The 10294-nt window shown below is 70.8% G+C and carries 12 protein-coding genes; 4 read left to right on the top strand and 8 right to left on the bottom strand.

Features of this window, described 5'->3' with window-relative positions:
* Nucleotides 1–48: 48 nt before the first annotated feature.
* A complete protein-coding gene (locus tag AB6A65_RS14340; protein WP_371039074.1) occupies nucleotides 49–1698 on the bottom strand; it encodes an electron transfer flavoprotein-ubiquinone oxidoreductase in 1650 nt (549 codons plus the stop codon).
* 285 nt (nucleotides 1699–1983) lie between these two features.
* On the opposite strand from AB6A65_RS14340, the gene greA reads away from it, so the two are divergent.
* Nucleotides 1984–2454, top strand: coding sequence for a transcription elongation factor GreA (gene greA, locus AB6A65_RS14345; protein ID WP_371039075.1), 471 nt, complete (start codon nucleotides 1984–1986; stop codon nucleotides 2452–2454).
* A gap of 25 nt (nucleotides 2455–2479) precedes the next feature.
* Nucleotides 2480–3487, top strand: a complete 1008-nt coding sequence (locus AB6A65_RS14350; protein WP_371039076.1) for a hypothetical protein — start codon at nucleotides 2480–2482, stop codon at nucleotides 3485–3487.
* A 54-nt stretch (nucleotides 3488–3541) separates the two neighbouring features.
* Here AB6A65_RS14350 and cueR read toward each other — a convergent pair whose 3' ends face one another.
* Genes cueR through mobA form a run of 3 tightly spaced genes read right to left on the bottom strand, consistent with a single transcriptional unit; the run spans nucleotide 3542 to nucleotide 5438 of the window.
* Nucleotides 3542–3925 (bottom strand): Cu(I)-responsive transcriptional regulator, encoded by a 384-nt coding sequence (gene cueR, locus AB6A65_RS14355; protein ID WP_371039077.1) that lies wholly within the window; start codon nucleotides 3923–3925, stop codon nucleotides 3542–3544.
* A gap of 47 nt (nucleotides 3926–3972) precedes the next feature.
* Nucleotides 3973–4824, bottom strand: coding sequence for a molybdopterin guanine dinucleotide synthesis (locus tag AB6A65_RS14360; protein ID WP_371039078.1), 852 nt, complete (start codon nucleotides 4822–4824; stop codon nucleotides 3973–3975).
* Nucleotides 4821–5438, bottom strand: coding sequence for a molybdenum cofactor guanylyltransferase MobA (gene mobA / locus AB6A65_RS14365; RefSeq protein ID WP_371039079.1), 618 nt, complete (start codon nucleotides 5436–5438; stop codon nucleotides 4821–4823). Before mobA ends, AB6A65_RS14360 begins: the two co-directional genes overlap by 4 nt.
* A gap of 78 nt (nucleotides 5439–5516) precedes the next feature.
* On the opposite strand from mobA, the gene AB6A65_RS14370 reads away from it, so the two are divergent.
* Together AB6A65_RS14370 and AB6A65_RS14375 are read left to right on the top strand one after the other, a co-directional pair.
* On the top strand, nucleotides 5517–6245 hold the full coding sequence (locus AB6A65_RS14370) for an AzlC family ABC transporter permease (RefSeq protein WP_371039080.1): 729 nt from the start codon (nucleotides 5517–5519) through the stop codon (nucleotides 6243–6245).
* Nucleotides 6242–6577, top strand: a complete 336-nt coding sequence (locus AB6A65_RS14375; protein ID WP_371039081.1) for an AzlD domain-containing protein — start codon at nucleotides 6242–6244, stop codon at nucleotides 6575–6577. Before AB6A65_RS14370 ends, AB6A65_RS14375 begins: the two co-directional genes overlap by 4 nt.
* On the opposite strand, the gene AB6A65_RS14380 is transcribed toward AB6A65_RS14375, so the two are convergent.
* The 4 genes from AB6A65_RS14380 to AB6A65_RS14395 all read right to left on the bottom strand — a co-directional run bounded on the left by AB6A65_RS14380 (nucleotide 6565) and on the right by AB6A65_RS14395 (nucleotide 10283).
* Nucleotides 6565–7239: a hypothetical protein gene (locus tag AB6A65_RS14380; protein WP_371039082.1), complete on the bottom strand. Its 675-nt coding sequence runs from the start codon at nucleotides 7237–7239 to the stop codon at nucleotides 6565–6567. The genes AB6A65_RS14375 and AB6A65_RS14380 overlap by 13 nt on opposite strands.
* A 29-nt stretch (nucleotides 7240–7268) precedes the next feature.
* Complete coding sequence (locus AB6A65_RS14385; RefSeq protein WP_371039083.1) at nucleotides 7269–7406, bottom strand: aa3-type cytochrome c oxidase subunit IV; 138 nt, start codon at nucleotides 7404–7406, stop codon at nucleotides 7269–7271.
* 76 nt (nucleotides 7407–7482) lie between these two features.
* Nucleotides 7483–8565, bottom strand: a complete 1083-nt coding sequence (locus AB6A65_RS14390; RefSeq protein ID WP_371039131.1) for an MBL fold metallo-hydrolase — start codon at nucleotides 8563–8565, stop codon at nucleotides 7483–7485.
* Nucleotides 8565–10283: an acyl-CoA dehydrogenase gene (locus AB6A65_RS14395; protein ID WP_371039084.1), complete on the bottom strand. Its 1719-nt coding sequence runs from the start codon at nucleotides 10281–10283 to the stop codon at nucleotides 8565–8567. Before AB6A65_RS14395 ends, AB6A65_RS14390 begins: the two co-directional genes overlap by 1 nt.
* Between the last annotated feature and the right edge of the window lie 11 nt (nucleotides 10284–10294).

Raw genomic sequence — 10294 nt, forward strand, 5'->3', positions numbered from 1 at the left:
ATGCGGCCGCCGCCCACCCCTCCGGGACGGCGGATGCGCGCCAGCCGCCTACATGTTGGGATAATTCGGCCCGTCGCCGCCCTGTGGGGTTACCCAGGTGATATTCTGGCTGGGATCCTTGATGTCGCAGGTCTTGCAGTGCACGCAGTTCTGGAAGTTGATCACGAACTTGTCATTGCCCTGATCGTCCTTGACGAACTCGTAGACGCCCGCCGGGCAGTAGCGCGCCGAGGGCCCACCATAGGTGGCGAGGTTCACCTGCACCGGGACGTCCGGATCGCCGAGGCGCAGGTGCGACGGCTGGTTTTCCTCGTGGTTGGTCATCGAGAAGCTCACGTTGGTCAGCCGGTCGAAGCTGATCCTGCCGTCGGGCTTCGGATAATCGATCGGCGCGTGCTTCGACGCGGGCTCCGTCGCCTCGGCGTCGGTCTTGCCGTGCGGCACCGTGCCGAAGAGCGAGAAGCCGAGCGTGTTAGTCCACATGTCGAGACCGCCAAGACCGAGCCCGCCGATCAGCCCGTATTTCGACCAGAGCGGTTTGACGTTGCGGACCTTGCGCAGGTCCTCGCCGATCGGACCGCCCCGCACCTCGGCCTCGTAGGCGTCGAGCGTGTCGCCCGCGCGTCCCGCCTGAAGCGCGGCATGGGCCGCCTCGGCGGCCGCCTTGCCCGACAGCATCGCGTTGTGGTTGCCCTTGATGCGCGGCACGTTGACCATCCCGACCGAGCAGCCGAGCAGCGCGACACCCGGCGCCACCATCTTGGGCATGGACTGATAGCCGCCCTCGCTGATCGCCCGCGCGCCGTAGGCCACGCGCTTTCCGCCCTTCAGAAGCTCGGCCACCTTCGGATGATGCTTGAAGCGCTGGAACTCCATGTAGGGGAAGAGATGCGGGTTGGCGTAATTCAGGTGAACGACGAAGCCCACGTAGACCTGGTTGTTCTCCAGGTGGTAGATGAAGCTTCCGCCGCCGGCGTTCCGGCCGAGCGGCCACCCCATGGTATGGGTGACCTCGCCCTCGTTGTGCTTCTCGGGATCGACCTCCCAGATCTCCTTCATGCCGAGCCCGTATTTCTGCGGCTCCTTGCCCGCCGAAAGATCGAACTTGCCGATCACCTGCTTCGACAGCGATCCGCGCACGCCCTCTGCGAGGAAGAGGTACTTGCCGTGCAGCTCCATGCCGGGCTCGTAGGACGCGCCCGGCGTTCCGTCGGGCTGAAGCCCGAACTCGCCGGCCACGACGCCCTTCACCTCGCCGTTCTCGCCCCACACGAGTTCCGAGCAGGACATGCCGGGAAAGATCTCGACGCCGAGGCCCTCGGCCTGCTCCGCCATCCAGCGGCACACGTTGCCCATGGAGACGATGTAGTTGCCGTGATTGTTCATCAGCCCGGGCATCGGCCAGTTCGGGATGCGGATCTGTCCGCCCTCGCCCAGCATGTAGAAGTTGTCCTCGCGCACCGGCACGTTGAGCGGCGCGCCCTTCTCCTTCCAGTCCGGCATCAGCGCGTCGAGGCCGGAGGGGTCGAGCACCGCCCCGGACAGGATGTGCGCGCCCACCTCGGACCCCTTCTCGAGCACCACCACCTCGAGATCGGGATCGAGCTGCTTGAGACGGATCGCGGCCGAAAGCCGCGCGGGTCCCGCCCCGACGATCACCACGTCGTATTCCATCGTCTCGCGCGTCACCTCGGCCATCGGACCCTCCCGGCTTGAGTGCTATGGTCGGAAAGACTATCCGGCACGCAGGTAGCCCGCCCTCCCGCGGCGCGTCAATCGCAACCGGACGTCGCCGCCTGCGAAACACCGCCGCGCCCCGGAAAATGCGCGGTGCGGCGCCGCGGAGCCCGATCCATGCCGCGTCCGGCCTTGCAAATCGCCCGCCCCTCGGGCCACTGTGCACCGCGTCCGCGGCGCGCCCGATCCGCGCGCGGATGCCGCCGGTTCCCGGTGCGCCCGCTCACGAAACGCCGGTAGAGGCCCATGGAAAAAGTACCGATGACCCGCGCGGGGCACACCGCGCTGGAAGCCGAACTGAAGCACCTGAAGTCGGTCGAGCGCCCGGCGATCATCAAGGCGATCGCCGAGGCCCGCGAGCATGGCGACCTGTCGGAAAACGCCGAGTATCACTCCGCCCGCGAAAAGCAGAGCTTCATCGAAGGGCGGATCAAGGAGCTCGAAGGGGTGCTCGGCCGGGCCGAGGTGATCGATCCCTCGACGCTTTCGGGGCCGATCAAGTTCGGCGCGACCGTGCGCCTCGTGGACGAGGACACCGAGGAGGAAAAGACGTGGCGGATCGTCGGCGAGCACGAGGCCAACGTCGAGATGGGGCTTCTCAACATCAAGTCGCCGATCGCGCGCGCCCTCATCGGCAAGGAGGAAGGCGACAGCGTCGAGGTGCGCACGCCGGGGGGCGAGAAGTCCTACGAAGTGCTCGAGATCCGATACGAGTGATCCCCGAGGAGTGAGGGGCCCGCCCATGGCCGAGACGCGCGACGAGAGCCAGACCTCCCTCGGCCTCTACCAACGCCCGCAGATCCCGCGCGCCTCGGGCTTCGAGATCGCGGCGGCGGCGGCAAGCATCGCGTGGCTTGCGATGGCCGGCGGCTTCCTCGTGCTGACGTCGGGCGGGGACAGCGACGCCGCCGGCCTGCGCTTCGCGATGACCGCGCTCGCGCTCTTCCTGCCCGTGGGCATGATCTGGGTGGCCGCCACCGCGGCGCGGGCGAGCCGGGTCATGCGCGAGGAAAGCCAGCGACTGCAGGCGGCCGTCGAGGCGCTTCGGCGCGCCTATCTCGCGCAGGAACAGGGCCGGCACTCGGTGGCGGAGCCGTCCGTTTCGAAAAAGCTCGACGAGATCGCGGCCCTGCAGCGGCGCACCGACGCGGCCCTCGCCGTCTTCACCTCCTCGCGCTCCGCCGGCGCGGCGGCGGCCGCCGCCGACCCCGCCGGAGAGCCGGCCGCGGACGATCAGGCGACGCTCGCGCTCGGCACCCCGGCCGAGGCGCTTGCGCCGCCCCTCGCGACCGAGGACTTCATCCGCGCGCTCAACTTCCCGGAAACGGCCGAGGACATGGAGGGGGTCGCCGCGCTCCGCCGCGCGCTGGCCGACCGGCAGGCATCGCAGCTCGTGACCGCGGCGCAGGACGTGCTGACGCTGCTCAGCCAGGACGGCATCTACATGGACGATTTGCCCCCCGACATGGCCCGACCCGAGGTCTGGCGGCGCTTCGCCAAGGGCGAACGCGGCCGCACCATCGGCTCGCTCGGCGGGATCCACGACCGCTCGTCGCTCGCGATCAGCGCGGCGCGGATGAAGCAGGATCCCATCTTCCGCGACGCCGCGCATCATTTCCTGCGCCGCTTCGATCACGGTTTCGCCGCCTTCGAGGCACGCGCCAGCGACGCCGAGATCCAGTCCTTCGCGGACACGCGCACGGCGCGCGCCTTCATGCTTCTGGGCCGCGTCGCCGGCACCTTCGACTGAACGCGCGGAACTCTTCGCGCCCGGAAATCCGCTCCGGGGCACGGGTGCGCCGGATCAGGCGAGATGATCGAGGATGGGGCAGTCCGGCCGGTCGTCCCCGTGGCAGGCGTGCACGAGAGACGAAAGCTCTTTTCGCAACTCCTGCAAGGCGCGCTGCTTGGCCTCGATCTCGGCCAGGCGCCGCTCCGCGATGCGCTTGACGTCGGCGCTGGACCGGGTGCGATCCTCGTAAAGCCCGAGCAACTCGCGGCATTCCGGGATCGAGAACCCGAACTCCCGCGCGCGCCGGACGAAGGCGAGCTTGCGAACGGCCGCATCGTCGTAATCCCGGTAGCCCGCCGCGCTGCGCCCGGCCGGAGCCACGAGCCCGATATCGGCGTAATAGCGCACGGTCTTGACCGGCAGACCCGCCGCCTGTGCCGCTGTCGAGATGTTCATCCGTCACCCTCTCTCCAGTTAAGGGAAACTAGGCGCGGGTGCATCACTCAGCAAGCCCGCACCGCCGCCGCGAGTTCCTGCTCGAAGCCCAGGCCGAGGATCCAGCCTTCTTCCGGCGCGCTGACCCCAAGCATCGCGGATAACCGCTCGCCCTTCAGCCGCGCCAGGGCCGCCGCCATGAGCCGCACCTGCGCGGCATCGAGGATCTCGTCCGCGCCCCGGCGCGCCGCGATGGCCTCGCGCAGGAGCGAGGGCCAGATTTCCACCAGCGCCACGTCGGCGTCCGCCACCGGCTCGAACGGCCAGGCCGCGGCCCCGAAGCGGCGGCGCAGCCGCGCAAGCACCGGCAGCCCGGTGAGCGCCTGGCTGCCGACCGAGCCCGCCCCGGAAAGCTGCCAGCAGGAAAAGGCGCCGCGCGCCCGTCGTTCCGCCGCGCGCCATTCTTCCATGCCGTGACCGGCCCGCGCGCGCCCCTTGCGAGGCAGGTGCGCAATGTCCCGGCGCAGCCCGTTGCCCCAGAACGGCCCGACGCCCGGGAACCGCGCGTTGATCCCTGCGGCCACGTCGAACCGGTTGCTGGTGCGGGGGCCTTCCTCGATGCGCGCCTCCAGCCAGTCCCAGACGGCGAGCGCGTCGGCGCGGCCGGTGAGCGCGGCCGCGAAGCCGGCCGGGTATCCGAAGGGAAAGTCGAAGCCGGCGAGCACGCGCCACCCCGCCGCACGCTCGGCGGCGATGCGCGTAGTGAGCCAGGCCTCGGCGACGGGCCGGCTGCGCAGGTAGACCGGCGGCTCGGCCCCCGCGGGGCTGACCACGCACCCCCAGATCGCGTCCTTCTTGGGGCGCGGGCCCCGGTCGGCGCCGCCCGACCAGTCCACCATGAGCACCGTGTCCCACCTCACCGGCCCGCACCGAGAAGCGCGCGGGCGGCGTTCAGGTCCTCGGGCGTGTTCACGTTGAAGAAGGGATCGCGCGGCGCGGCGGGGAAAAGCGCCTCCGCCGCGCCCTGCGCCTCGGCCCAGCGGCCGAGCTTGCGCTCGCCCGCCGCGAGGGCCTCCCGCAACCCCTCGCGCAGCGCCACAGGCCAGAGCGCGCAGGTGGGATGCAACCGCCGTCCGCCGGGCAGGTCGCTCGCCGCGAGCGCGACGCCCGTGCCCTGCGCCGCGGCGGCCGCCATCAGCCGCGCGACCATGTCCCGCGGCAGAAAGGGGGTGTCGGCGGCCGCGGTCACGACCGTCCTGGCCTCCAGCCCGGCGGCCCAATCGAGCGCCGCGAGCAGCCCCGCGAGCGGTCCGGCGAAGCCCGGCAGCGCATCGGGCAGGACCGGCAGCCCGCTAGCGGCGAAGCGCGCGGGGTCGCCGCCCGCGCAGATGGCCAGCGCCCCGACCTGGGGACCGAGCCGCGCGGCGACGTGGCCGAGAAGCGTGCTGCCCCCCAGCGGCAGAAGCGGCTTGTCCACCCCGCCCATGCGCCGGCCCTGGCCCCCGGCGAGAATCGCGCCGGCGGGCGGCGTCATGCCGTCCCCCCGGGCGCGGTTTGCATCTTGCCGGGAGCGGGCGTAAGGCCACGCACCGAAGAAGGGAAAGGCGGCGTCATGCGGGTATCATCCACCAAGCGGGCCTATCTGCAAGGGGTGCGCGACGGCTTGCCCTTCCTGCTCGTGGTGTCGCCCTTCGCCGCGCTCTTCGGCATCGTCGCCACCGAGGCCGGGCTCGCCGTCACGGAAACGATGGCGTTCTCCATCGTCGTGATCGCCGGCGCGGCGCAGTTCACCGCGCTCCAGCTGCTCGTGGAGGAGGCGCCGACGATCATCGTGCTGGCCTCGGCGCTCGCGGTGAACCTGCGCATGGCGATGTATTCCGCCTCGCTCACCCCGCATCTGGGCCGGGCATCGCTGTGGCAGCGCGCCCTCGTCGCCTATTTCCTGGTGGACCAGACCTACGCCATGAGCGTGGCCCGGTTCGAGCGCGAGCCCGATCTGGGCATGACCGCGAAGCTTGCCTATTTCTTCGGGGTCGTCACGCCGATCTGCCCGATGTGGTACGCCATGACGCTGGTGGGCGCGGTGGCCGGCGGCGGGCTGCCCGAGGGCCTCGCGCTCGATTTCGCGGTGCCGATCACCTTTCTGGCCATGATCGCGCCGATGCTGCGCACCTTCGCGCATGTCGCCGCGGCGGGTGTCTCGGTCGCGCTCGCCCTCGCCTTCGCCTTCCTGCCCTACAGCCTCGGCCTCATGGTGGCAGGGCTTGGCGGCATGGTGACGGGGGCGCAGGTAGAGCTTTGGCTCGCCCGCCGGCAGCCGGGACAGGAGGGCGCGCCATGACCGATCGGGGGATCGATCCCGCCACGCTCTGGCTCGTGATTCTCGCCCTCGGGGCAGGCAGCTTCGGACTGCGCTTCGTGTTCCTGGGCCTCGTGGGCGACCGCCCGTTGCCGGCCTGGCTTCTGCGGCACCTGCGCTACACGGCCGTGGCGGTGCTGCCCGGCCTGGTGGCGCCGATGGTCGTCTGGCCCGCGGCCACGGGCGGCGCGCTCGATCCCGCCCGCCTTGTCGCCGCGTTGGCGACGCTCGGGCTCGGCCTCGTCACGCGCAACGTGCTCGTCGCGATCCTGGGCGGCGCGGCGACGCTCTATCTGGGGCTCTACCTGACCTGACCGACGGGCGGCGTCGAGGTGGGCATCGGGAAATGCGCCGGGCGGTTCGGGTCCGGCAACTGGCCGTAACGCGCGATGGCCTTCGCCTTGTCCGGGTCGTCGTACTCGATGAGCTTTTCCTCGCGCACGCCCGGCACGCGGCCGAAGCTTTCCATCAGCCGTTTCGGGAACCAGCTGCGCTCCACCGTTTCGAACCCGGGCAGGGAGGAAATGATCTCGGCGGTGACACGGGTGCACCGGGTCGGCGCGACGGGTCCGCGTTCCTGCACGAGGCGAAGCGCCATTTCGGCGGTGGCGGCGGGCACCTCCACCTCCTGCACGACGACATGAAAGGTCTCGCGCGCGTGCGCGCGGCGGTAGACATCCTCGAAGGCGGGCGTGATGCCGTAAAGCACGTCGTTGCGTTCGGGAATGAGCTCGTGCGTGACCGAGCCCGCCGGATCGAAGATCACCCGCTGCGATCCATTGACCATGAGGCTGGTATGCGACCCCTGGCCGTTGCGGTTGTTGATCATCGTGTAGAGCGTGATCGCCGGGGGCCCGTCATGAACGTAGCGCGCCCGCGCCACGGCCTCTTCGGGCGCCCAGACCCGTTCGGCCGGCGCGCAGCCCGCGACGATCGCCGGCGCGACAAGGCAGGCCAGAAAGCGGCGTCGGCGCATGGATGTCGCCCCCGCCCGCGCCGCCACGATCAGACGGCGAAAATGGCAAGGAAGATCAGGATACCGATGGAGACGCCGCCAACCCACACGGCCGCCCGGATGAACCCGGCAAAGGTCTTCTCGTGATCGCTGACGTCCATGTCGCCATGCTTGTGCTGCTCAGCCATGTCACATTTCTCTCCCTGCATCGCGGATTCGCCTTCCGCATAGCCAATTCGCCGCGTCGTGTCATCCCGTCACGCGTCACGACGGGGCCCCGTCGCCGCCCGCCTCCCGGCCCGCCGCCATGCGGCACGCGGTGAACTCGAGGGCGCCGTCGCGGTTCAGGTGCCGGGTCGCGCGCCCCGCCCGGTGGAGGTGGTTGAGATGGGCCACCGCCTCGACCAGCGCGAGACCGTATTCGGCCCGCCCGATGCTGCGCTTGAAAAGCGGCGCGAAGCACGCTCCGGCGGTTTTCGGCGTGGCGATGTGACGCTCCAGCCGGGCAAGCGCGCCGCGATGGTTCTCGATCAGCTGCGCGAGGCGAAGCGGCAGCCCCGTGAACGGCAGCTTGTGGCCGCCCAGCGCGAGCTGGTCGTCACGCGCGAGACCGGCTAGCCGCGTGCAGGACTCCAGCCAGTCCGCCACCGGATCGGCCTCGGGCTCGGTGGCGTAGACCCCGAGGTTGGAGCTGATCGAGGGCAGGATCTGGTCGCCCGCCAGAACCAGCGCGTCGTCGCGGCTCCAGAAAGTGGCGTGTTCCGGGGCGTGGCCGTGGCCGATATGCACGTCCCAGCGCCGGCCGCCCATCTCCAGCGTGTCGCCCTGTTGCAGCCGGGTGAATCCCAGCGGCATGGGCCAGACCATGTCGGCGAAGTTGAAGGGGCGCTCGTCGGCCCGCTCGGCCAGGATCTCGGGGTCCATTCCCGCGCGGCGCCAGAATTCGAGCGTTTCGGGAGGCGGGCGGTCCTGCTCGTCGAGGGTGAGCATCCGCGCGAAAAGCCACGCCGTGCGCGTGGTCAGAAGCTCGGCGCCATGCACGGACTGGAACCAGCCGCCAAGCCCCATGTGGTCGGGATGGTGATGGGTCACCACCACGCGCCGGACAGGCTTGCCGCGAAGCGGCCCCGACAACAGGCTGTCCCAGATGGCGCGCGACGTTCGCGAGCTCATGCCGGTGTCGACGAGTATCCAGCCGTCGCCGTCGTCGAGCGCGTAGACATTGACGTGGTCGAGCGCCATCGGCAGCGGCAGGCGCAGCCACAGCACGCCCTCGGCCACCTCCACCGCCTCGCCGGGGGCGGGCGGGGTGTCCCAGGGTGTCCGGATGCCCGCGCCGCCATCCATCACGCAGCGAGATCCTCGGGCGCGAGCGCGTAGAGGTCGGCCGCGCCCTCGCGCGCCTCGCCGAGGCAGGCCGCATGTTCGGGCAGCGACCGGCCCATGTAGACCCGCGCGAGCGCCGTGCGCGGCCCCGAGAGCCCCTCGGCCAGCGCCGCCTTCAGGTGGAAATGGCCGCCAAGCACGCGTGCCACCCCGCGCAGGTAGGCCGACGCGCCGCCGAACCGATCGTTCAGGTTACCGTTCGACACCAGCGCCTCGGTGGTCTCGCGCAGCGTCTCGGCGGCCTGCCAGACCGCCTCGGCCATCTCGGGCGCGCGGCCCCGAGCGCGCTCGGCCTCCGCCTCGATCTCGTCGAGCAGCGCCTGCGCCGCATCGCCCCCGTCGGCGCGCTTGCGGCCGACGAGGTCCATGGCCTGGATGCCGTTGGTGCCCTCGTAGATCGAGCTCACGCGGACGTCGCGCCAGTACTGCGCCGCGCCCGCTTCCTCGATCACGCCCATGCCGCCATGGACCTGGATGCCGGTGTCGGCGGCGGCGATGCCGACATCGGTGCAGAACGCCTTGGCGACGGGGGTCAGGAACGCCGCCCGCGCGTCCCAGGCGGCGTCGCCGGTGGCCGAGGCCATGTCGATCGCCACCGCGCAGGAAAGCCCGATCGCCCGCGCCGCGAAAAGATCGGCGCGCGTGGTGGCGAGCATGCGCCGCACGTCGGCATGATCGACGATCGCGCCGGTGCCGTCGGCCAGCGGGCTCCGGCCCTGGCGGCGGTCCATCGCGTAGGCGAGCGCGTGCTGGAAGGCGCCCTCGCCCGAACCGAGTCCCTGCATCCCGACGCCCACGCGGGCGTTGTTCATCATGGTGAACATGCAGCGCATCCCCTGGTGCGGCGCTCCCACGAGCCAGCCGGTGGCGCCCTCGTAGGACATCACGCAGGTGGGGCTGCCATGGAGGCCGAGCTTCTTCTCGAGGCTGACGACGCGCAGATCGTTCGCGACGCCCGGGCGCCCCTCGGCATCCGGCAGGAACTTCGGCACGAGGAAGAGGCTGATCCCCTTCGTGCCGGGCGCGCCGTCGGGCAGGCGTGCCAGCACGAGGTGACTCACGTTCGCGGCGAAGTCGTTGTCGCCGCCGGTGATGTAGATCTTCTGCCCGGTGATGGCGTAGGTGCCGTCGCCCCTCGGCTCGGCGCGCGTGGTCAGCGCGCCCACGTCCGAGCCCGCCTGCGGCTCGGAGAGGTTCATCGTGGCCGTCCACTCCCCGCTCGCGAGTTTCGGGATGAAGAGCGCCTTGATCCAGTCCTCGGCATGATGCTCGAGCGCCTCGATCTGGCCCTGCGCCATGAGCGGCGTCAGCTGCGTGGCGAGCGCCGCGCCCGACATCATCTCGTTCACCGCGCTGGTCAGGACGAAGGGCAGCCCGAGGCAGCCGTGTTCCGGCGGCCCGGAGATCGCCAGGAACCCGCCCTCGGCGATGGCACGATACCCCTCGGCGAAGCCCGGGGGCATCCGGACTACCCCGTTTTCAAGCCGCGCGGGCGTCGCGTCGCCTGCGCGCTGAAGCGGGTGAACCACCTCCTCGCAGATCCGCCCCGCCTCGCCCAGCATGGCGCTGACCACGTCGGGCGTCGCCTCGGCGAAGCGCGGCGTCGCGGCCACCCGGCCGAAGCCCGACACATGCTCCAGGATGAAGGCGATGTCGCGGGTCGGGGCGGTGTAGGGCATGATGCGCTCCA

The organism is Rhodosalinus sp. FB01 (genome assembly GCF_041365715.1).
Classification (GTDB): Bacteria; Pseudomonadota; Alphaproteobacteria; order Rhodobacterales; family Rhodobacteraceae; genus Rhodosalinus.

Bases quoted from the DNA above. Each gene is read 5' to 3' on its own strand.
- AB6A65_RS14340 (WP_371039074.1), bottom strand. From the start codon at position 1,698: ATGGCCGAGGTGACGCGCGAGACGATGGAATACGACGTGGTGATCGTC.
- greA (WP_371039075.1), top strand. From the start codon at position 1,984: ATGGAAAAAGTACCGATGACCCGCGCGGGGCACACCGCGCTGGAAGCC.
- AB6A65_RS14350 (WP_371039076.1), top strand. From the start codon at position 2,480: ATGGCCGAGACGCGCGACGAGAGCCAGACCTCCCTCGGCCTCTACCAA.
- cueR (WP_371039077.1), bottom strand. From the start codon at position 3,925: ATGAACATCTCGACAGCGGCACAGGCGGCGGGTCTGCCGGTCAAGACC.
- mobA (WP_371039079.1), bottom strand. From the start codon at position 5,438: ATGACGCCGCCCGCCGGCGCGATTCTCGCCGGGGGCCAGGGCCGGCGC.
- AB6A65_RS14370 (WP_371039080.1), top strand. From the start codon at position 5,517: ATGCGGGTATCATCCACCAAGCGGGCCTATCTGCAAGGGGTGCGCGAC.
- AB6A65_RS14375 (WP_371039081.1), top strand. From the start codon at position 6,242: ATGACCGATCGGGGGATCGATCCCGCCACGCTCTGGCTCGTGATTCTC.
- AB6A65_RS14380 (WP_371039082.1), bottom strand. From the start codon at position 7,239: ATGCGCCGACGCCGCTTTCTGGCCTGCCTTGTCGCGCCGGCGATCGTC.
- AB6A65_RS14385 (WP_371039083.1), bottom strand. From the start codon at position 7,406: ATGGCTGAGCAGCACAAGCATGGCGACATGGACGTCAGCGATCACGAG.
- AB6A65_RS14390 (WP_371039131.1), bottom strand. From the start codon at position 8,565: ATGGATGGCGGCGCGGGCATCCGGACACCCTGGGACACCCCGCCCGCC.
- AB6A65_RS14395 (WP_371039084.1), bottom strand. From the start codon at position 10,283: ATGCCCTACACCGCCCCGACCCGCGACATCGCCTTCATCCTGGAGCAT.